21 protein-coding genes and 1 pseudogene are annotated in these 20,285 nt (G+C 74.6%); 12 read left to right on the top strand and 10 right to left on the bottom strand.

Annotated elements, in window-relative coordinates:
- Window positions 1–38: 38 nt before the first annotated feature.
- Together ABZ249_RS07300 and ABZ249_RS07295 are read right to left on the bottom strand one after the other, a co-directional pair.
- Complete coding sequence (locus ABZ249_RS07300) at window positions 39–836, bottom strand: ABC transporter ATP-binding protein (RefSeq protein WP_355258483.1); 798 nt, start codon at window positions 834–836, stop codon at window positions 39–41.
- Between the two features lie 5 nt (window positions 837–841).
- Window positions 842–3,382: an ABC transporter permease gene (locus tag ABZ249_RS07295; RefSeq protein ID WP_355258480.1), complete on the bottom strand. Its 2,541-nt coding sequence runs from the start codon at window positions 3,380–3,382 to the stop codon at window positions 842–844.
- 813 nt (window positions 3,383–4,195) lie between these two features.
- On the opposite strand from ABZ249_RS07295, the gene ABZ249_RS07290 reads away from it, so the two are divergent.
- Entirely contained in the window at window positions 4,196–6,160 is a 1,965-nt protein-coding gene (locus ABZ249_RS07290) for an LCCL domain-containing protein (RefSeq protein ID WP_355258477.1), read from the top strand.
- A 142-nt stretch (window positions 6,161–6,302) separates the two neighbouring features.
- On the opposite strand, the gene ABZ249_RS07285 is transcribed toward ABZ249_RS07290, so the two are convergent.
- Window positions 6,303–6,854 carry a thymidine kinase gene (locus ABZ249_RS07285; RefSeq protein WP_220563177.1) on the bottom strand — a complete coding sequence of 184 codons (552 nt, stop codon included), beginning with the start codon at window positions 6,852–6,854 and terminating at the stop codon, window positions 6,303–6,305.
- A gap of 721 nt (window positions 6,855–7,575) precedes the next feature.
- Here ABZ249_RS07285 and ABZ249_RS07280 point away from each other — a divergent pair.
- Window positions 7,576–8,511, top strand: coding sequence for an ion transporter (locus tag ABZ249_RS07280; RefSeq protein WP_355258474.1), 936 nt, complete (start codon window positions 7,576–7,578; stop codon window positions 8,509–8,511).
- Between the two features lie 369 nt (window positions 8,512–8,880).
- Here ABZ249_RS07280 and ABZ249_RS07275 read toward each other — a convergent pair whose 3' ends face one another.
- Complete coding sequence (locus ABZ249_RS07275) at window positions 8,881–9,276, bottom strand: hypothetical protein (RefSeq protein ID WP_355258471.1); 396 nt, start codon at window positions 9,274–9,276, stop codon at window positions 8,881–8,883.
- On the bottom strand, window positions 9,273–9,551 hold the full coding sequence (locus tag ABZ249_RS07270) for a hypothetical protein (protein ID WP_355258468.1): 279 nt from the start codon (window positions 9,549–9,551) through the stop codon (window positions 9,273–9,275). The genes ABZ249_RS07275 and ABZ249_RS07270 overlap by 4 nt, the downstream gene beginning before the upstream one ends.
- A gap of 97 nt (window positions 9,552–9,648) precedes the next feature.
- Here ABZ249_RS07270 and ABZ249_RS07265 point away from each other — a divergent pair.
- The 7 genes and pseudogenes from ABZ249_RS07265 to ABZ249_RS07235 form a co-directional block, all read left to right on the top strand.
- Window positions 9,649–9,834: pseudogene (locus ABZ249_RS07265) on the top strand (helix-turn-helix transcriptional regulator); the annotation flags it as partial.
- Between the two features lie 3 nt (window positions 9,835–9,837).
- Window positions 9,838–10,422 carry a DUF5753 domain-containing protein gene (locus ABZ249_RS07260; RefSeq protein WP_355258767.1) on the top strand — a complete coding sequence of 195 codons (585 nt, stop codon included), beginning with the start codon at window positions 9,838–9,840 and terminating at the stop codon, window positions 10,420–10,422.
- Complete coding sequence (locus ABZ249_RS07255) at window positions 10,419–10,598, top strand: DUF397 domain-containing protein (protein ID WP_355258465.1); 180 nt, start codon at window positions 10,419–10,421, stop codon at window positions 10,596–10,598. The genes ABZ249_RS07260 and ABZ249_RS07255 overlap by 4 nt, the downstream gene beginning before the upstream one ends.
- Before the next feature lie 391 nt (window positions 10,599–10,989).
- Entirely contained in the window at window positions 10,990–11,514 is a 525-nt protein-coding gene (locus ABZ249_RS07250; RefSeq protein ID WP_355258462.1) for a hypothetical protein, read from the top strand.
- On the top strand, window positions 11,511–11,978 hold the full coding sequence (locus tag ABZ249_RS07245) for an ATP-binding protein (RefSeq protein WP_220563170.1): 468 nt from the start codon (window positions 11,511–11,513) through the stop codon (window positions 11,976–11,978). The genes ABZ249_RS07250 and ABZ249_RS07245 overlap by 4 nt, the downstream gene beginning before the upstream one ends.
- 71 nt (window positions 11,979–12,049) lie before the next feature.
- A complete protein-coding gene (locus ABZ249_RS07240) occupies window positions 12,050–12,937 on the top strand; it encodes a hypothetical protein (protein WP_355258459.1) in 888 nt (295 codons plus the stop codon).
- 195 nt (window positions 12,938–13,132) lie between these two features.
- A complete protein-coding gene (locus ABZ249_RS07235) occupies window positions 13,133–13,858 on the top strand; it encodes a hypothetical protein (protein ID WP_220563168.1) in 726 nt (241 codons plus the stop codon).
- 337 nt (window positions 13,859–14,195) lie between these two features.
- On the opposite strand, the gene mug is transcribed toward ABZ249_RS07235, so the two are convergent.
- Window positions 14,196–14,822, bottom strand: a complete 627-nt coding sequence (gene mug, locus ABZ249_RS07230; protein WP_355258456.1) for a G/U mismatch-specific DNA glycosylase — start codon at window positions 14,820–14,822, stop codon at window positions 14,196–14,198.
- A gap of 61 nt (window positions 14,823–14,883) precedes the next feature.
- The gene (locus ABZ249_RS07225; protein WP_355258453.1) at window positions 14,884–16,131 is read right to left on the bottom strand and encodes an FAD-dependent monooxygenase; all 1,248 of its coding nucleotides are present in this window, start codon (window positions 16,129–16,131) and stop codon (window positions 14,884–14,886) included.
- A gap of 78 nt (window positions 16,132–16,209) precedes the next feature.
- Here ABZ249_RS07225 and ABZ249_RS07220 point away from each other — a divergent pair, with 78 nt between their 5' ends.
- Window positions 16,210–16,806, top strand: coding sequence for a TetR family transcriptional regulator (locus ABZ249_RS07220; RefSeq protein ID WP_355258450.1), 597 nt, complete (start codon window positions 16,210–16,212; stop codon window positions 16,804–16,806).
- A gap of 98 nt (window positions 16,807–16,904) precedes the next feature.
- Here ABZ249_RS07220 and ABZ249_RS07215 read toward each other — a convergent pair whose 3' ends face one another.
- Together ABZ249_RS07215 and ABZ249_RS07210 are read right to left on the bottom strand one after the other, a co-directional pair.
- Window positions 16,905–17,192: a DUF4287 domain-containing protein gene (locus ABZ249_RS07215; protein ID WP_355258447.1), complete on the bottom strand. Its 288-nt coding sequence runs from the start codon at window positions 17,190–17,192 to the stop codon at window positions 16,905–16,907.
- Between the two features lie 99 nt (window positions 17,193–17,291).
- The gene (locus ABZ249_RS07210; RefSeq protein WP_355258444.1) at window positions 17,292–17,639 is read right to left on the bottom strand and encodes a hypothetical protein; all 348 of its coding nucleotides are present in this window, start codon (window positions 17,637–17,639) and stop codon (window positions 17,292–17,294) included.
- A 245-nt stretch (window positions 17,640–17,884) separates the two neighbouring features.
- Between ABZ249_RS07210 and ABZ249_RS07205 the strand changes: the two genes are divergently transcribed.
- Window positions 17,885–18,742, top strand: a complete 858-nt coding sequence (locus ABZ249_RS07205) for an SRPBCC domain-containing protein (RefSeq protein ID WP_355258441.1) — start codon at window positions 17,885–17,887, stop codon at window positions 18,740–18,742.
- Complete coding sequence (locus ABZ249_RS07200) at window positions 18,739–19,077, top strand: metalloregulator ArsR/SmtB family transcription factor (RefSeq protein ID WP_355258438.1); 339 nt, start codon at window positions 18,739–18,741, stop codon at window positions 19,075–19,077. Before ABZ249_RS07205 ends, ABZ249_RS07200 begins: the two co-directional genes overlap by 4 nt.
- 108 nt (window positions 19,078–19,185) lie before the next feature.
- Here ABZ249_RS07200 and ABZ249_RS07195 read toward each other — a convergent pair whose 3' ends face one another.
- Complete coding sequence (locus ABZ249_RS07195; RefSeq protein WP_355258435.1) at window positions 19,186–20,133, bottom strand: hypothetical protein; 948 nt, start codon at window positions 20,131–20,133, stop codon at window positions 19,186–19,188.
- Window positions 20,134–20,285 lie beyond the last annotated feature (152 nt).

Raw genomic sequence — 20,285 nt, 5'->3', positions numbered from 1 at the left:
GTCCCGAACGTCCCGGGCCCCCGCTCCCGCCCCACCCCCTAGAAACCCAATCCCCGGAGCCAGGCGAGCAGGTCGTCCTCGCGCCGCTGCGCCTCCTCCGGGCTCCACGGGCCCAGGCGGCGGGAGTCCACCACGGTGCCGTCGCGGAGGTAGACCACCCGGTCGGCGCGGGCGGCGCAGGACGGGTCGTGCGTGACCATGACGAGGGTCGTGCCCTCCCGGTGCACGTCGGTGAGGGTGTCCATGACCTCGGCCGTCATGGCGCTGTTCAGCGCGCCGGTGGGTTCGTCGGCGAACAGCACCGATGGCCCGCACGCCAGCGCCCGGCAGACCGAGGCCCGCTGCAACTGCCCGCCCGACACCTCCGTGACGCCGTGCCGCCGGACGTGCGCGATCCCGAACCGCTCCATGAGCGCGTCCACCCGGGCGAGCGCGGCGTCCCGGCCGGCCCGGTCGCCCCGGGGCACCGCCTTGAGGGCGGGCAGCAGGATGTTGTCCCGGATGTTCAGGTTCTCCAGGAAGTACGCCTGCTGGAACACGAACCCCATCCTCGTCAGCCGGACGCGGCTCATCTCCGCGTCGTCCAGCGAGGTCAGGTCGCGCCCCTCCAGGCGCACGCTCCCGTCCGTGGGCCGGTCCATGCCGCTGACGCTGTACAGCAGCGTCGACTTGCCCGAGCCCGACGCCCCCATGACCACCAGGAACTCGCCCCTGTCCACGCTCAGGTCGATCCCGTTGAGGACCCTGGTCGGCGGGTCGGTGGAGCGGTAGGCCTTGGTCAGCCCGCGGCATTCCAGCGCCGGGTGGCCGTTGTGCGTCTCGAGTGTTCCGGTCATCCCTGTCAGCTCCTGAGCCATGCACTCTTGTCGGTACCGCGCGGACGCGCGGTGAGGAACACGGCGCCGAGGTATCCGGCGCCGACCAGAAGCAGCGGGTAGGCCGCGTAGACCAGCAGTGGGTCCGGCAGCAGCGCCAGGTCCGCGATCCCCAGCCCCGCCGCAGCGAGCAGCGCCCCGACGACGGCCTCGCCGGCCGTCGCCGCGAAGACCAGTCCCGCCACCGTGCCGAGGACCACCGCGAGGAGGGTCTTGGCCCGTACCTGCGCGGCGATCTCGCGGGCCGAGAAGCCGAGCGCGGACAGCACGCCCGTCTTGCGGCGGTCCCGGGCCAGCCGCAGTTCGAGGAACAGGCTGGTGATGAACACCGCCACCCCCACCCCGAAGACCACGGACAGCACGGCGATCTCGTGCAGGGTGCCGGTCACGTGCGACAGGGTCTGCCGGACGAACTCCCGCATGGGGACCACGGAGGCGGTGGGGAAGCGCTCGCCGTAGTCGGCGGCGACGCCGGCCGGGTCGGTGACGCCGGCCGTGTCCGCGTAGACCACGTAGCCGGTGGCGCCGGACGTCACCTCGCCCTGCGCCTTGGCGGTGAACCCGCCGCTGGTGACGTCCTGGTAGACGCCGCTGACGGTGAGGGTCGCGGTCCCGCTCGGCTCCCCGGCCTCCCCGGTCCCGCCCTCTCCGGACCCGCCCTCCCCGGACCCGCCCTCCCCGGACCCGCCGTCCGCCCCGCCGCGGCGGATGGTCAGCCCGTCCCCGGCCGAGACCCCGAACGCTTGCGCGTTCAGCACGGACAGCGCGATCTCCCCGGCCCCCGGCGGCCCGCCCTCGACGAACTCGACCGTGTCGCCGGAGTGGTCGCCCACCTCGACGCGCAGTGTCTCCCAGCCCTCCTCGCCCCGGACCCGGTAGGGCACGGTGGCGAAGGCGCGCACACCCGTCAGCCGCTCGTCGCGGTGCATGTCCGCGAGCAGGGCCGCGCGGACGGCGTCGACGTCGTCGGAGAACTGGAGGTCGGCGCGCAGGTCGCTCTGCGGGGCGCCCATGTAGGTGACGAACCGGGGGTCCTCGAACGTGCTGAGCAGGTTGGTCGGCAGGGTCATGAGGACGGCGGCGAGGAAGAACACGGCGGGGACCAGCGCCCACTGCCCGAGTTCGGCCCGCAGGTCCAGCAGGACCAGGCGGCCGTTCACACCGAAGCCGGGGAGCGCGATCCCGGGGGGTCTTGTGGCCGCGCCGGTCGTCCCAGGGGCTGTCGGGGTCTCCGGGGCGAGGGCGGACCTCCGGACCCGGCGGGCCCGGCGGGCGGCCCGGCGCGCGGTCCCGCGTTCGTCGAGGAGGCTCCCGTGCACCAGCGCGTTGACGACCTCGATCCGCCCGACCCCGCGCAGGACCCCCCGGCAGACCAGCAGGACGAACACGTACACCGCCGCCAGCGCCAGCAGCGGCACCAGGACGGTCGCGGGCCCCGGCGGCGGCTCGGCGTAGTTCATCCGCACGCCCCGCGTCAGCGGCTCCAGCGCGAGGACGGCCAGGCCCCCGCCGACCGCGCACGCGAGCACCGTCATGAGGCCGTACTTCGCCAGGTACAGCCGGGACACCTCCCGGGCCGGGATGCCGATGGCCTTCAGCGCGCCGATCTCCCGGACCCGGTCCTCCATCGTCCCGCGGATGACGAAGCGCAGGTTGAGCAGGGAGATCGCGATGAGCAGCAGGCTCGCGAACACCAGTGCCACCGCCACCAGGCCGTCGCCGAAGGTGTTGAGCAGGCGGATCATCGCGAACGTCACCGCCTGCCCGTTCGCGGGCAGGTCCGCGTCGGCCTCGTACGCCCGTTGCAGGTCGGCGGCCCCGGCGGGGTCGGCCAGCCGGTACTCGACGATGATCTCGGGGGCGCCGCCCCCGGCCGCCGCCAGCGCCGCGTGGTCGGCCTCGGAGACCAGGAAGCGGGTGGACGAGGCCAGCGACGACGCCATCTGCGCGTCGCGCACGAACCCCTGGACGCGCAGCCGGTGGACGCCCCCGTCCGTGCCGACCCCGATCTCGTCGCCGACCCGGAGGTCGAACCGCTGCCGGTACGCCACCGGGACGTAGACCTCGCCCGGTCCGGGACGCGGGGCGGCCCCGGTCCCGTCGAGGAGGAAGTCGAACTCCTCGTTCTGCGTGACGAAGAGGTTGTCGATCAGGCTGTCGCCGAAGTCGCCGGTCTCGCCGGTCGAGGGGCGCCGCCAGGTGAGGGAGGCGCCGTCGTAGCCGAGCATCTCCTCGATGAGCCAGGCGTCGATCCCGGGCTGCTCGGCGGCGAACCGCGCCAGCGCCCCGGGGTCGTGGTCGCCCCGGTGCATCTGGAGGAAGTGCGGGGGTTCGGCCTGCTCGAAGAGGCGGTCGACCGCGCCGACGGTGCGCTCCATGACCATCGCGCCGGTGGCCATGAGGAAGGCGCTGAGGGTGAGGACGACGGTGAGCGCGAGGGCGACGCCCTTGTTCTTCCTGAGGTCGTTGTACGCATACCGGAAATACAGAGAATCCCTGGTCCGCACCTGCAACTCCCAACTTCCGGGATTCGCCGGCCGACGTGTTCGGCCTGATGGGGGAAAGGCTCGGAAACCGGTCCGCGCCGCCGCCGACCAGGGCCGAGGGCATGGCCGCCGACGTGCCGAACACCCCGGGGGCGGGGCGTTCCGGGCCGGTCCGGCGGCCGGTGGATTCCGGGAACGGAGGGTTCCGCGGTTCTCTCACCGGGGAATCCCTTTCCGCCCGGAGGGGCCGGGGCCGGGGCGAGGGTGGAGAATTCCGGTGTGGCCGCGGAATCGAAATTAGTCGCGGCCCCGGCCGGGGCACATCAGGGGAGAGCCCCGGTTCGGCGCGCCCCGCCCCCTGGTGTTCCACAGGGTGCGCGCGGGCGCCCTCAGGGTCGCGGCCCCGACCGTGCCTCCGATCGCGACCCTGTGACCCCGCGGTCTTCCGACTCCGCGGCCCTGCCCCGGAGTCCTGCCGAACCGCTCCCGTGTTTCCGCCGTCCTGTCCCGGGCAGTCCTGCGAACCGCCTCCGCCGTCCCGTCCCGCCCTGTCCGGCCCCGCTGCTCCGCCCGCGGAGCCCCGCGGCCCCGCGAACCACCCCCGCCGTTCCAGCCGCGGAGCCCCGCGAACCGCCTCCGCCGAGCCGCTCCCCGCGGCCCCGCCGAACCACCCCGGCCGCTCCGCCGTCCTACCCCCCGGAACCCCCACCGCCCTAGCGCAGGGCCCCGGACGCCGTGCCCGTGTGGCCGGAAGCGGACGGAGCGTGTCCACGGCGGTACGGCTCTGGCATGATCCACCCGACCCGACGGACGCCTCCCGCGGAAAGCGATGCCATGACGACCCCCCTCCAGGACGGCGACCCCGCCCGGATCGGCGATTTCACCCTCCACAGGCGCCTGGCCGTCGGCGGTATGGGAGTGGTCTACCTCGGCCGCTCGCCCGGCGGCCGCGTGGTGGCGGTCAAGACCGTCCGCCCCGACCTGGCGTCGGACCCCGAGTTCCGGCGGCGCTTCACCACCGAGGTCAGGACCGCGCGCAAGGTGGGCGGCTTCTACGGGGCCGAGATCGCCGCCGCCGACACCGAGGGGGACCCGCCGTGGCTGGCCACCACCTACCTCCCCGGCCCCACCCTCCACCAGGCGGTGGCCGGGAGCGGTCCGCTGCCGGCCGCGTCGGCGGCCGTGCTCGGAGCGGGCCTGGCCGAAGCCCTCAAGGCGGTGCACGCCAGGGACGTGATCCACCGGGACATCAAGCCGGGGAACATCATCCTCGGGGAGGACGGCCCCCGGCTCATCGACTTCGGCATCGCCCGGGCCCTGGACGCCACGTCGTACACCCGCACCGGCACCGTCATGGGCACGGCCGCGTTCATGCCGCCCGAACAGATCCTCGGGGACGCGGTCGGCCCGCCCGGCGACGTGTTCTCGCTGGGGTGCGTCCTCGTCTTCGCCTCCACCGGCCGCGGCCCCTTCGGCGACGGCCCGGCCCACGCGATGACGTACCGGATCGTGCACGGGGAGCCGGACCTGAGCGGGGTGCCCGACGGCTTCGCCCCGACCGTCGAACGCTGCCTGGCCAAGGAGGCCGCGGACCGGCCGACCCCGGACGAGGTGCTGGGCGCCTTCCGCGCGCTGGCCGACGCCGGGGACGTCCCCGGGGCGGGCGGTGCCTGGCCGCCCGAGTCGGTCACCGAGGTCATCACCCTGCACAAGACCCTGCTCATGACCCTCGTCGACTCCGAGCCGCAGGAGCCGGATCGGAAGAAGGAGGGGTCCGCCGCGCGGTCCGGAACCCGGGCGAAGGAGAAGCCGGGAGGGTCGAAGGGCGCCGAGGAACAGCGGAAGGGAACCAAGCAGGGAAAGGGGGAGGGGTCGAAGCAGGGGAAGAAGGGCGGTGGGAGCCGGCCGGAGGCCGAGGGGCACGACGCCCGCCGGGGGACCCACTACAAGGCCATGGCCGACGCGTTCCACGGCCGGGTCGACGACCTCGGGCGTGAGGGGGAGAAGGTCGGCTGGGACGCCACGGCCGAGCGGTTCCGCGGCCGGGACCACCACTCCTTCTCCTACGTCCTGCCGCCCGGAGGAACGAAGAACGCGGGTTCCGTCTGGGGCGACGGCATCTACAGCGACGATTCCTCGGTGGGCCTGGCCGCCGTCCACGCCGGTCTGATCACCCTCCAGAGCGGGGGCCGTGTCACCTTCACGGTCCGCCCGGGGCGGGAGTCCTACCGCGCCTCCACACGGAACGGGATCACGAGCAGGACGTGGGACGAGTGGTCGGGCAGCTTCGAGTTCGTCCGCGGACCCGGTGACTCCTGGAAGCCTCCCAAGGGGGCGGAGAGGTGGGGCACCTCCTCGAACGCGGTGTCCGCCGGGAAGCGTGACCCGAAGCCGGCCGCGCCGAAGAAGCAGCCGGAGAAGCCGCCGGAGCCCCAGGAGGACGGCGGCAACGGCTGGTGGTGGGCCCTGGGCTGCGCGGTCGTCTTCCTGCTGCTGTACGCCAACCACTTCGGGTTCGCGGCCTGGGTCGGCCAGGCGGTGAACGACGGTGTCTCGGACATCGAGGCGGGCGACTGCCTGGCCGTCTACGAAGAGGCGGAGTCCTCCGTGTACACCGAGGTCTTCTGCCTGGCGGCGAACAGCCGGTACGAGGTGCTCGCCGTCCGACCGGGGGAGGAGCTCTACGAGGCCGACGCCACGAGTGCCTCGGGCCTGCGCTCCCGGTGCGAGGACGTGTCGGAGAGCGATCAGATCGTCGTGCTCGGCGGGAACGCCCTGTGCCTGAAGGACGTCGGCTGATCGCGCGGCGCCCCGCGCCCCCGCCCCCGCCGCCCGGCGCCGCGTCCCGGACACGCGGCCCGGGGCAGGCCCCGTGCGCCCGCACCGCCCCGCCTCCCCCGCGCCCTCCGGCCCGGGCCCCGGTCCCGGTCCCCGCCCAGGGTCAGGCGACGCCCGCCATGAAGTGGTGGCGGCACAGGGTCGCGTACGACTCGTTGCCGCCGATGTGCACCTGTTCGCCCTCGTACACCATGACGCCGTCCACCACGCGCGCGTTGTGGGTGGCGCGCTCCCCGCACCAGCAGCGCGCGGACACCGGCAGCACCTCGATCTTGTCCGCCAGCTCCACGAGCCGCTGCGAGCCCGGGAAGAGCCGCCCCTGGAAGTCGGTGAGGATCCCGTAGCAGTACACGTCGATCCGCATCCCGTCCACGACGCCCGCCAGCTGGCCGACCTGCTTGGGTGAGAGGAACTGGGCCTCGTCGCAGATCACGTACGGCGCCTTGCGGTCGGCGACGTCGTCGTAGAGGTCGAGGTCGTCGGTCACCTCGACGGCCGGGGACACCAGTCCCAGGCGGGAGGAGATGATGCCCGCGCCCGCGCGGTCCTGGCGGGTGTAGAGCACGCCCTCGCTGCCGCGGGAGTGGTGCTCCTGGAGGGCCATGGTGCTCTTGCCCGAGTTCATGGCTCCGGTGAAGTACTTCAGCTCCGCCATGGCTCTCTTTCCTCGGTCGGGGGCGGGGTCCGGGTGCGGTCCGTCGGATCCCGGGTTCCGGACTCCGGTTCGCGCGGCGGTTCCGGCGGCCCTCCCGCTGGGCGGGACGGGCCGGTCCGGGCGCTGTCCCGGGACCGGTGCGGTCGAGGGGGCTGGGGACGGTGGGGGCCGGAGGCCAGCAGAGAAGATACCAGTGCGCCGCCCGTTCGCAGGAACCCCGACAGGGGTCCGGGCGTACCGGACTCCGGGGGCCTTCCTTCCGCTCCGGCTCGCGGATTTCCCGCCGTTGGCGCTTTTTCGGCCCGGTTTACGCGACGAGTGTGTTCCAGCCGGAATTGCCGATGTGGTGTGTTGCACCCGTGAATCGCCCCGGTCGTCATCCGCCCGTGACCGTCCGGCGCCGGTATGCGCCCGTGCGGGACCGGCGGCGCCGCGCGCCCGTGCCCGCCCGGCTCCGGGCGCCGGCCGTGGCGGTGTCCCGGGCCGCCCCGCCGGGACGGGGCCGCGGGCGCGGCCTCGGTGACCTGCGACGGAACGCCCCGTATCCTTCCTGGTCGGTCCCGGGCCCCGTCGGCGGCGGGCGGCGGCCGGGGCGGTGGCCGCCCGGGGCGACGCGCCGAACGCCGCCGGGGGACGCGCCGAAGAGTTGTTCGGTTGCTTTTGATATATCTGGGTGGCCACTGTCCGAATCGGGGGTGGAATTGCGGAGGGGAACGGCACATTGCGCAGGGAACAGGTCACCCGTGTGGTGGAGAGCCAGTGGTTCTCCAATGTGATGCTTTTGGTGATCCTGGTCAATGCGGGGATTTTGGGTTGGGCGACTTATGGGGGTTCCGCCCTTCCTTATCTTCTGGTCGCCGAGCACGTGATCGTCGGCGTCTTCGTCATCGAGATGGGGCTCAAGCTCTACGCCTGGCGCGGGGACTTCTTCCGCGCGCCCTGGAACTGGTTCGACCTCCTGGTCGTGGCGATCTCGGTGATCCCGGCGACCGGCCCGTTCTCCGTGCTGCGCATCCTGCGGGTGCTGCGGATCCTGCGGATCATCACGGCGGTCCCGCAGATGCGGATGATCATGACGGCGCTGTTCCGCTCCGTGCCGGGCATGGGGACGGTCATCGGGCTGCTGCTGGTGACCATCTACACCGCGGCGATCATCGCCCAGCAGCTGTTCGGCAAGGACGTGCCGGAGTTCTTCGGCGACCTGGGAACGTCGCTGTACACGATGTTCCTGCTGCTCACCACGGAGAACTGGCCGGACGTGTCGGACGCCGTCCTCGAAGACCACCCGCTGGGGTGGATGTTCTTCGTGATCTACATCGTGCTCACGGCGTTCATCATGCTGAACCTGGTCATCGGCGTCATCGTGACCTCCATGGAGCAGGAGGTCAACGAGGTGCGCTGGGAGGAGGACCAGGAGCTGGAGGCCGTGCAGCACGATCAGGTCATGGCGCGGCTGGAGCAGCTGGGCGCGCAGGTGGAGCGGCTGGACCGGATGCTGCGTGAGCAGCGCGGTGACGGGGGCGCGACCGACGGGGCCGGACCTGGTGCGGGGCCGGACACCGGCCCGGCCGGGGAGCCGGGCCTCGGGGCGGTCGCCGACGCCGGCTGCGGGGCGGGTGCCGCGGTGCAGGGGAACGGGCACCACCGCGAGGTGTGAGCGGGCCCGCCGCGCGGTGGAGGGTGCACCGGCGCGTCGGCCGGGGCCCACCGGCCCCGCAGCGCAAGAGGGGACGCGGCGGCCCGCGGGTCCGCGGGCCCCTCCGGGGTCCGGCGTCCGGGCGGAGCGGACACCGGCGCGGCCGTACGCCCATCCGCCGGTCCCGCCCCGGGCGCACCGGAACCGCCCGGTGGCCCGGCGGCGGAGCGGGGGCGTGTCCCGTGCGGAGCACGGGCGTTCCGCACGGGGTGCGCACGCGGTGTTCCCACCGGTCCCGCGCCGCCGTGCGGCGGTCCCACCGCCCGGCGGCCCCGCCGTCCCACCGCCCGGCCTCCGCCCCGCCGCCGGGACCCCTGCGTCCGCGGCGGGTCAGCGGCGGGCGTCGAGCCAGGGGGTGGGCAGGGCGCCGCCGCCGCGCAGGTACCGGTGGAGGGCCTCGAACGCCCGGTCGGCGCGGCGCAGGACGGACGCCGGGTCGACGGTGGGGTCGGCGGCGTCGCGCAGCAGCGAGGACAGCCGGTCGAAGAGTTCGTCGGCCCGCTCCCGCTGGGCCCGGGTGACGGGCCGGTCGGTGCGGCGCTCGCGGGCGGCGGTGGTCGGTTCGGGCATCGTGTTCTCCTTCTCGGTGGTGTGTACGGGCGTGCGGGTCGTGGAGGTGCGCCGGGGGAGCGGCCCGGCGGTCGGGGGCGCGGCGTCCTCGGGCCGGGTCCGGGGCGCGGCGAGGCGGGCGAACTCGGCCCAGGTGAGTCCGGTGCGGCCGTTCACAGGCGGCGCAGGAGTTCGGCGGCAAGGTCGCGGGCCAGGGCCTCCTCGCCGCCGGAGGGGGCGACCGGGAAGAGGACGTGCGGTCGGCCCGGCATCGGCCGCCACCACCGGCCGTCCGCGTGGCGGACGGTGAGCCGGCGTCCGGCGTGTTCGGCGCGTACCGAGCCCGGCGGGTCGCCGTCCGCCGCGGCGATCCCCCGGCGGCGCAGCGCCGAGCGCAGTGCGAGGGCCGCCGTTCCGTCATCGGCGACGGGGGTGTGAGCGGTGTCGTTCATGTCCCCAGGGTCGTCGCGCGGGGCGCGCTCCACCAGATAGATAAGTATTCCCGTAAAGACATGGTCGGGGTCGTAGCGCTCTGATTGGCTTTGCAACATGACTGCAAAGCAATTCCCGGCACGATTGGCCAAAGCACGCGAACTAGCAGGATTAACACAAAGGCAGCTCGCGGCGCGCGCGGGTACGTCGTCGGCTTCTGTATCCCGGTGGGAAGCGGGCAAGACCACGCCGCAACGGGACAACGTCCAGATCCTCGATGATGCGGTCAAGGCCTACGGCGCCCTGTTGAAGGCGTGGGTCGGTGACAGGGAGGGCGCGGGCCTCCCGGCGTACATGCGCGACCTGGTGCGGCTCGAAGAGCTCGCGCGCCTGATCGAGCTGGTCTCGCCGCTGCTGATTCCCGGCCTCCTCCAGTCGCCCTCGTACGCACGGCTGATCTTCGAAGAATCCCTGATGGGCGAGACCGGCGCCGACCTGGACGAACTGGTCGCGCTGCGGTGCGGGCGCTACGAGAAGCTCCGCAGCACCAACGACCCCAAGGTCGTCGCCGTGTTCCCGGAGACGGCGCTGACGCTGGTGCCCGAGGCGGTGCGCGTGGAGCAGGCGCGCCACCTGGTGGAGCTGACCGACACGGGGCGGGTGAGGGTCCACCTGGTCCCCTCCGGCTCCCTCCTGCTCGGGGTGACGTCCATGCTCCTCGTCTTCCACATGCACGACGGCGGAACGGCTGTTTCCAGCGACCACGTGGACGGTAACGTCGTCTACGCAGACTCCGACGGGTACGCCCGTTTGCAGGGTCTGGTGAAGCAGGCGCTCGGTGCCGCGCTTCCCGCTGGCCAGTCGCGAAAGGTATTGGAAGAACTACTGTGAGCAATGAACTCTGGCACAAGTCGTCCTACTCGTCTTCGGGGGGCAACTGCGTGGAGGTGCGCGAGCACGAGACCGGTGCCGACGTGCGCGACACCCAGAACCGCGAGGCCGGGCACCTGGCCTTCGGCCGTACCGAGTGGTCCGCGCTCCTCTCCGGGGTGCGCGCCGGCCGCTGACCCCCGGCCCGTCCCCCGTCCCCCGCGTCCGTGCGGGGGACTTCTCCATGCCCCGGGGCCGTGGCCGCCCGGCCCCGGCGGGCGCCGCCGGCCGACCGCGCGGCGGTGCGAGCCCCCGACCTGGAATTCCAGGACGGGGGCTTTTTTCATGACGAATGACCGAATGGCACCTTTGGTGAAAATAGCCAGAAAAATTCCCAGAGAGGCCCCCACCTGCACAGACGCCCCCCCATGAAATTTTCCCGGCCCGATCCCGCCCCAACAGGCCCTATCGTCTCTGCCATCGCATAATCTCTGCCTGACAACCGAAAACAGTGACCCCGCGACGCTCGTAAGGCGCCCGGGGTCGTGGCCAGCAATTCCACCTGATTGAACCCAAAGGATTGCCAGCGTGAGCCAGTTTAGCGCCGCGCTTTTGAGCCGTGCCCTGCACCTGCTCGAAGCGCTCCTCTCCCCGCCCCGGGGCCGCCACTCCCGGACCCGTCTCCTCGGGTTCCGCCGCAGGTCGGCCCGGGTCCGCCGCTACGCGGCGAACCCCGGACCCGCCCGGCGTTCCACCCCGCACCTCCCGGCCGCCCCCGCGCCGCCCGCCGAGGTCCTCCCGGCCGACGACGTCGCCCTGGTCCGGCCCTACTACACCGCCCACGAACGCTCCCTCGCGGCCGCCGAGGACGCCGACCGCGCGCAGGCCGACGCCCGCGCCCGCCTGGCCCGCTGGACCGGCGGACCCGTCGACCCCTCCGCGCCGCCCCGTATCCCGGCACCGCGCCCGATGCCCCCCGGGGACCTGCTCGCCCCCGTGCCGCCCCGGCCCGCCCCCGCCCGGGATCCGTTCGTGCCGCCGGACCTCGCCGACCTGGAGAGGGCCGTCCGGGTGTGGGTCGCCCGGAACCACCGCAGGGAGGCGGGCGTATGACCGGGGTCCGCGCCTGGCCGCCGCGCCGCTACCCGGGCACCACATCCGAGCTGGCCCGGATGCGCTCCGATCTGGCCGCCGACCTGCGCGGGTTCGCCCCCGACACGGTCGACGCGGTCCTCCTCTGCGGCAGCGAGCTGTTCACCAACTGTCTCAAGTACACCGCTTCCGGCCGCTCGGGCGGGCGGGTGGTCCGGACCCTGTGGGCGATCGGGGGCCGGGTCTGCGTCGGGTTCACCGACGACGGCGGCACCGGCGGCCGGGTCCCGCGCATCCCCTACGCCCGCACGGACGAGGAGTGGGCGCTGGCCGAGGGCGGCCGGGGCCTGCTCCTCATCGAGGCCACCGCGACCGTGTGGGGGCACCGGCCGGTCTGCGACTGCTGCGACCTGGGCCGCCACACCTGGGCGGCGTTCACCCTGCCCGATCCGCCCGACCCGCCCGACCTGCTCGAGACCGCGTGAACCCTCCGGGCCGCGGGCCCCGCCCGCGGCCCCCCACCCCGCACCCCTGCGACGAACGACCGAGGAGCCCGATGCCGAGTCGATCCCACGAGATCCCGCTCCGGCTGATCCAGAACAGGCCGGAGACCGTCCCGGCCCTGCTGCGCGAGGCCCTGGGATTTCCGGCCACCGGCCACACGGAGGCGGTCCTGACCTCCTCCGTCCTGACCAACTGCGATCCCAAGGAGTGGAACGCCGACGGCGCTGTCCTGCTCCGCGACGGCGGCCACCCCGTCCTGGCGGTGGCCGTGGAACGCCAGAACGACCGCGACACGGAGAAGCACTTCAGCCGGCCCGCCTACCTGGCCACCCTGTACGGGCGCCTCGAATGCCCCGCCGTGCTGGTGGTGCTCTGCCCGGACGAGGCGGTCGCCCGCTGGTGCGCGCGGCCGATCGAGACCGGCCACCCCGGGTTCACCCTGCGACCCCTGGTGGTCGGCCCCGACACCATGCCGGTGGTGGTGGACCCCGAACGGGCCCGCGCCCTGCCCGAACTCGCGGTGCTGTCCGCGCACGCCCACGGCGGGCACGACGGCCGGGTGCTGAAGGCCCTGGTCGAGGCGCTGGACTCCGCCGGTGAGACGAACCGTCCGTTCTACTATGACCACGTGCTGGCCGGCCTCAACGAGGCGGCCCGTAAGGAGCTGGAGGGCTTGATGTCCGTGGACACCTACGAATGGCAGAGCGACTTCGCCCGCAAGTACGTCGGCATCGGCCGTGAAGAGGGCCGCGAGGAAGGCCGTGAGGAGGGCCGCGAGGAGGGGGTCGCCGACAGCGTGCTCCGCGTCCTCGCCAAGAGGGGGATCGCGGTCTCCGACGGCGTCCGCACCCGGATCCGGTCCTGCGGCGACCTCGACACCCTGAACTCCTGGCTGGACAGGGCCCTCGACATCTCCCGGGCCGAGGACCTCTTCGACTGACACCGCCGCCCGAGGGCCCCGGACCGGCCGCCGGGGATCCGGCGCACCGGGCGCCCCCTCGCCCCGCGAGGGGGCGCCCCGCCGTTCCGGGCCGCGCCTACCAGGTCTGGCGTCCGCGCACAAGCGCTCACCGCCCCAGAGGGAACGCGTCGCCGTACTCAGGCGCCCCCGTCCCCGCGCGGTGAGGATGGGGGCATGACGAACCGAGCGAAGACCGCCTTCGGGGCCCTGGCCCTCCTCGCCCTCGCGGCCACGGCCTGCGCCCCCACCCCCGAGGCCGCCTCCGTCCGGGCTGTGGAGGAGGACGGGCTGCCGCTCCCGGGCGCGGACGGCCAGGCGCCCTCCGAGGACATGTCCCTGGAGGAGGCCGCTCCCTTCCTGGAGGCGCAGGGGTACCTGCCCGCCGAGGGCGACCTGAACGGCTACGAGATCGGCCACCTGCCCGACGACGTGACGGGCACCCCCTACGACCTGGACCACACGGCCCTGGCCGAGCGGGACGGCCACGTCGTTCCCGACACCCACGAGGTCGAGCGCTCCTGGCTGGCCGACACCATCCAGGTCGACCACCTGGTCGACGACTTCGGCGAGGTGATGGCCGAACGGGAGGCCGTCGCCGTCTCCAGCCTGTACGTGTCCGTGATGCGGCGCGACGACTTCACCGACATCGACGCCTACTACGAGGCCACCGGGACCGTGCTGGAGGAGGAGTTCCACGACTCGCCCGCCCGGGAGCTGCCGGACGGCGACGGGCACTACAACGGGTCGACGGCGATCTTCTCCCCGGAGCCCGGGGTGGTCGTCCACCTCTCCTACGTGGACGACGCCTACTGGGCCGAGGTGGAGGAGAGCGACGACCTCACCGCCGAGGGCGACCCCGAGGAGGTCCTGCGGATCGTCGAGGGCATCACCCCCGCCTGACGGTCCCCGCACGGGCGGCGGGGACGGGCGCCGTGCCGAGGCCGGTCGGCGGGCGGACGCCGCCCCGCCGGGCGGCCGGGCGCCGGGCCGTCGGCGGGGCCGTGCTCCGGGACCGGTGGCCGGGACCGGGCTCCGGGGCAGCATCCGGGCCGTCGACGGAGCCGCACGCCTGACCCTTGACGGTGCCGCGTGCCAGGGCCGGACGCCCGGGGGCCGGGTTCCGGGGCAGCATGCCGGGGCCGCACGCAGGCCCGCCGACGGGGCCGCGCCCGCGCGGCTCCCGGCCGACGCCCCTCGGCCGACGTCCCCGGCCGCCGCCCCCGGTCGGCGGCCGGGCTCAGGGGAGGCGGTCGGGACGGAGGTCCGGCAGGCCCGCGGCCTCCCGCAGGCGGGCGTACTCCCCGGCCAGGGAGGCGAGCGTCCAGTGGGCGTTGCGGCCGCTCGGGTTGGGCAGCAGCCACACCCGGGTGCCGCCGATCCCCTCCTCCTGCGGCCCCACCGCGGCCTTCCGCGCCCCGAAGGCCGCGCGGTAGGCGGTCACGCCCAGCATCGCCAGCCACTCCGGTTCCCACTTGCGCACCTTCTCGCGCAGCAGCTCCGCACCCCGGGCGTACTCCTGCGGAGTCAGCTCGTCGATGCCGCGGGAGGGCCGGGCCACCAGGTTCGTCAGCCCGAGCCGCCACCCCCGCAGCTCGCCCTCCCGCTCCGGGGGCAGCACCTCGGGCGTGAACCCGGCCAGCGCCAGCGCGGGCCAGAACCGGTTGCCCGGACCGGCGAAGTGGTGGCCGCGCACGGCGGTGGTCAGCCCCGGGTTCACCCCGCAGAACACCACCTTCATCCCCGGCGCGAGCAGGTCCGGCAGCAGCCGGTCGCGGGCCGCATCCAGTTCGGCGCGGCTGAGCCCGCCGACCCCGCGCAGCGGCCGGGTGCCCCGGCCGCGTCCCGACCCCGTGGCGTCGCCCATCGGTTCCCCCTTCACCGTCCGTGTGCCCTCCAGGGAGGACCTACCCCGTCCGCCGGAGCCGTCAGGGGCGCTCCGGATCGGCCCCCGGTCCGGACGGGCCGCCCAGGACGGCCGGGTCGGGGTCCCAGCCCACCGCCGAGGAGCCCGCCAGGGCGAGCGCCCGCGCGGGCACCCGGCGCAGCAGCGCATTGCGCACCGACTGCCGCCAGCCGCCGCCCAGGTCCGCGCCCACCCGGGCGATGAACGCGGCCTGCCGGGCGATGCTCCGGCACTTGGGGCGGCGCTCGGCGTCGAAGCGGGCCATCGCCTCCGCCTGGTCCGCGCCCGCCGCGACCGGGGCCGCGACCAGCGTGCCGAGCGCCACCGCGTCCTCCAGCGCGGTCGCCGCGCCCTGGCCCATGGTGGGCAGCGCCGCGTGCGCGGCGTCGCCGATCATCACGACCCGCCCCCGCACGTAGGTCGGCAGCCCGCCGCGCAGGTGGTGGACGTCGTGCCGCATCAGGTCGGCCGGGTCGGTGCGCTCGATGAGCCCGGTGACCTCCGGCGCCCAGCCGGCGAAGCGGGCGCGGGCCGTCGCGAGCTCGTCGGCCACGACCGCGCCCCGCGGGGCGCGCACGTAGCCGTACCAGTACAGCTCGGTGTCGCTCACCCGCATGACCCCGAACTCCGCGCCCGGCCCCCAGTACTCGAAGAGCCGCCCGTCGCGCTCGGTGTCCGGGACGATCGCCCGCCAGCTCGTGCTGCCGCTGTACGCCGGGTGCACCCTCGGGAAGAGGACGCCGCGCACCGCGCTCCACATCCCGTCGGCGCCCACGACCAGGTCGGCGTCGGCGCGCAGCACCTCGCCGCTCGCCGGGTCCCGCCACGACACGGCGGCGCGCGGACCGCCGGGCGTCCCGGCGGACAGGTTGGCGACCCGGGCGCCCGTGACCACCTCCACCCCGCTGTCGCGGGCGGCGTCGGCCAGGGCCGCGTGCAGGCGCCGGCGGTGGAAGCCCCGGATGGTGACGGCCTCGCGCACCTCTTCGAGGTCGTCCGGGATGAGCAGGATCGGGCGGCCGAGCGTGTCCCGGAACCCGGTGCCGACGGTCTCGTGGCCCAGGGAGGCGAGCCGGTCGCCGCCGATGCCCAGGGCGGCGAGGGCGGCGACGCCGTTGCGGGGGACGGCGACGCCCGCGCCGACCTCGGGCCCGCCGGTGCGGCGTTCCAGCACGGTCGTGCGCCAGCCCGCCCGGGCGAGCGCGGTCGCCGCGGCCAGCCCCGCGATGCCGCCGCCGACCACCGTCGCCGTCAGTGTTCCGCCGCCCATGATCCCTCCAAGCCTCGGTCCTCCACCACCATTCAATACGATGGTAGTGGTAAGCGGCCGAGTCCTATACTCGGCCCCATGCCACCCGCCAACCTGCGCCGACGCCGGGCCCTCGCCGACGCCGCGATCGCGCTGCTGGCGGAGGAGGGGATGCACGGGGTCACGCACCGGGCGGTGGAGGCCCGCGCCGGGGTGCCCGCCGGGACGGCCACCAACTACTTCCGGAACCGGGAGGCGCTGCTGGTCGCCGCCGCGGAACGGGTGCTGGAGCTGCACACCGCCGACATGGCCGCCGCGACGGAGGGGATGGCCGGGCCGACCGGGCCCGAGGAGCTGACCGACATGATCGCGGCGTCGCTGTGGGGCGCGGCGACCGTGCTGCGCGACCGCTACCTGGCGATCTTCGAGCTCCGGCTGGAGGCCCGGCGGCGGCCCGCGCTGGAGGAGGTGCTGGGGCGGCTGGAGCGGGCGGTGGTGGCCGACACCGTCGATCTGCACGAGGTGCTGGGGACGTCGGTGCCGCCGGGGGCGGTGGCCACCCTGGCCACGCTCTACGGGGGCGCGCTGTTCACACTGGTCACCGGTCCGGCGGGGGCGTTCGGCGAGGCGGACGTGCGCAGGCTCGTCGCGGCCATGGTGCGCGGGGCGGCGGGCCCGGACCGCGACCCCGCCTGAGCCCCGTCCTGAACGCCGACGGCCCCCGGCGCACCGTTCGGGCGGTGCTTCCGGGGGCCGTCGCGGGCCCGGGGGAGGGGCCGGGGGGTGGGGAGGGGTCAGGGGCGGGTGGCCTTGCCGTCGAGCCAGAGGGTGTCGGACTCGTCCCGGTGGGAGCCAGTGGTGCCGACGTGCTTGGCGTCGATCTTGGGCCCCTTCTTGATGACGTGGACCAGGGCCATGCCGTGGCCGCGGCCGAGGTCGTAGTCCTCCTTGAGCCAGGCGAGGATGACCCCGGCCTTGGTGTCGGGGGCGTCGAGACCGCGCTCCTTGGCGAGGTCGACCAGTTGCCGCGGGGTGAGACCGGTCTTGTCCTCGATGGTGTCGAGGTAGGCCTGGAACGACATGGGGAAGTCCTTTCATCGGGCGCCTTCCCGAGTCGTCCCCGGTGCGCCGTGCCGATGGGAAGAGCATGCCGCGCCCCTCGGACATTCCGGGACCGGCCGTCAGGCCCAGACGCGGTGGGCGCGGACGCCTCCGGGCTCCAGGGCCAGGTGGCGGTGGTCCGGCGGGGCCGTGTCGACGGCCTCGTCCACGTGGACCAGGAACAGCCGGAGCGCGGCGATCAGCGGCTCCGCGTCGGGGAAGACCTCCTGCGCCTCCCGGGCCGTCGTCCGCAGCCGGACGCCCAGGGCGGCCGGATCCACGTGCAGGATGAAGGGCTTCCCGCCGTCCCCGCCGTCCAGCAGCACCGTCGTGCGGTCCGGGGACGCGATCGCCGCGCGGTCCCCCGGGCTCAGGCGGTGCAGCAGCTCGTCGAACAGCTCCTCGTCGCCCCACTCCGTCCCGGTCACCGGTCGGCCCCCCGCGGCGGCGCCGGCGGCCACGGCGTGCGGCGGTCGGGCCCGGGCGCCCTCACGGGGCGGCCGCGGGCGACGGACGCGGCGGGCATCGTCGTCTCCACCACCTCAGGATCGCCGCGCGGGCCGTTCCCGCGACGCAACCGGAGGGCGTGTCGCGAAGAAGGCCATGCAACCCCTTGGTTGCACCTTGGTCTTCGCTGTGCAACTCTGGGGTTGCACCAGAGGAGGGCTCCACCATGACCGACACCGACCGGATCGAACGCTCCATCGACATCGACGCCCCGCCGGAGCGCGTCTGGGACCTGGTCACCCGGCCCGGATGGTTCATCAACGACGGCGCCGTCATCGACCACAGGATCGACCGCGACGGCGACACCGACATCGTCCGCGACCCCGTGCACGGCGACTTCCGCTTCCGCACCGAGAAGCTCGACCCGCACGGCTACGCCGCGTTCCGCTGGCTGGACGCCGACACCGACGCCTCCACCCTGGTCGAGTTCCACCTGGAGGAACGCCCCGGCGGGGTGCGCCTCACCGTGGTCGAGAGCGGGTTCGACACCCTCGGCGGAACCGAGGCCGACCGGCGCCGCCGCCTGGAGGAGAACACCGAGGGCTGGCGGATCGAACTGGCCGCCGCCCGCGAGCACGTGGACCCGCTGACCGTGCACCGGGCCGTCCACATCGACGCCCCGCCCGAGCGCGTCTGGGAGGCCGTCACCACGCCCGCGCACTTCGCCGCCTGGTACGCGTTCGGCGGCGCCGACTTCCGCCCCGAGGCCGGGGCGCCCATGACGCTGCACTGGGACGAGCACGGCACCTACCGGGGGCGGGTCGTGGCGGCCGAGGCCCCGAGCCGGTTCGCCTACCGCATCGCGGCCGAGCCGGACACCGAGCCCGGGGAGGACGGCTCCACCCTGGTCGAGCTGGCGGTGCGCCCCTCCGGGAAGGGGACCCTGCTCACCGTCGCCCAGACGGGGTTCGACGCGCTCGCGCCCCGGTTCGGCGCGGCGGCCGACAACGCCGCCGCGGAGGCCGACGGCTGGGCGGGGGGCTTCGCCGCGCTGACCGCGCACCTGGCGGGGGAGCCGAAGTGAGCGTCCCGGACGCCGGGGGCGGGGCCACCGCCACGGTGTTCGCCGCCCTGGGCGACGAGACCCGGTGGGCGGTCCTGGTGCGCCTGGGCCGCGAGCCCGCCTCGGCGTCGGCGCTGGCGGCGGAGCTGCCCGTCACCCGGCAGGCGATCGGCAAGCACCTGGAGGTGCTGCGCGCGGCCGGCCTGGTCGAGTCGCAGCGGCGGGGGCGCGAGGTCGTGTACCGGGCGATCGGCTCCCGGCTCGACGAGGTGGGCCGCGACCTGCAACGGGTCGCCGAGGCATGGGACCGCAGGCTCGCCGCCGTCAAGGAGATCGCCGAACGCGGCGACGGATGAGGCGGCCCCGGGGCGGGAGCGGGACCCGTTCCCGTTCCCGCAGCGGTCGCGGCCCCCGGTCGGCCGGGTGGCCGGACCGGGGGTCCGTCCGGCGCCCGGGGCGGGCCGTCAGCGCCAGGGGAGGGGGGCGAGGGCCTCGGCGAGGAGGTCGCGCTCGCCCGGGGACTCCGGGCGCAGGCGGTCGGCCGCGGCGGCGAGGTCGGCCCCGGGGCCGCAGCCCGGGGACAGGCTCACGATCCGCCCGTCGCCCATGGCGACGCGCAGCTCGGCCGGTTCGGTCGCGGAGTGGTGGACGGCGACGGTGTCGCCGCTGCGGACGCACCGCGTCCCCGGGTAGTCGCAGCCCTGGTCGATCCCCTCGGAGGCGCGGTCCCAGGTGACCACGTACAGCGGGGCGCCGTCGCCGTCGAGGTAGGTGAGCCGCAGCCCCTGGTGGGTGCGGTGGGCGGCGGCCAGCGTCCAGTCCGGGTGGTCCAGGACGGTGATCGGCCGCCCGTAGCCGCGGATGAGCGCCCCGGCCCGTTCGGCGGCGGTGTGGCCGCGCATCGCCTCGGACAGCACCGGGAGCAGGAGCAGCAGGACGAACACCACGGCCACGGCGGGCAGCGTGCCCGGGGCGCGGGCGCCCGGCAGCCGGGTGGAGAGCATGGCGGCGCCCAGGCCCAGGGTGGAGATCACCCCGGTCAGGAACGGGATGTTGACGTTGGGGCCGCCCGGCAGCGGGGCGGCGTCCGGGGCCAGGAACGACACGACGACCGGCACCGCCATGGCCGTGCCGGTCACCAGCACCGAGCAGGTCAGGGCGTGCACGACGCCGAACCCGGCCAGCCAGCGGTCGGCCATCCACGCCATGAGCAGGACGACCCCGGTGACCACCGGGGCGAGCAGGAACAGCCCCATGCCCGCGTCGCTCAGCGTCAGGGCGCGGGAGAACTCCCACAGCGCCAGCGGGAAGAGCGACATCAGCGGGGCGCCCACCAGGCACAGGGCGAGGATCGCACCGACCGCGGCGATCCGTGGCCGGCCCGTGGGAGCGCGGGGAAGCACACCGTCCATCAGGCCGAATCATCCTCCTGGCGGGGAGGCCACGTTACGCCTCTTGGGGCTTGAGCGCCAGATGTGCAACGCGGTGACAGGACTTGACCCGCGCGGCGCCCCCGGTGCGGGAGGGTCCGCACCGGGTCGTCCCACGGTCAACGGGAGTCCAC

The sequence above is a fragment of the Nocardiopsis sp. NPDC006139 genome (assembly GCF_040614155.1).
In the GTDB taxonomy this organism is placed as follows: Bacteria; Actinomycetota; Actinomycetes; order Streptosporangiales; family Streptosporangiaceae; genus Nocardiopsis; species Nocardiopsis changdeensis.
Note: the sequence above shows the minus strand (reverse complement) of the source record. Positions and strands in the feature narration are given on the sequence as shown.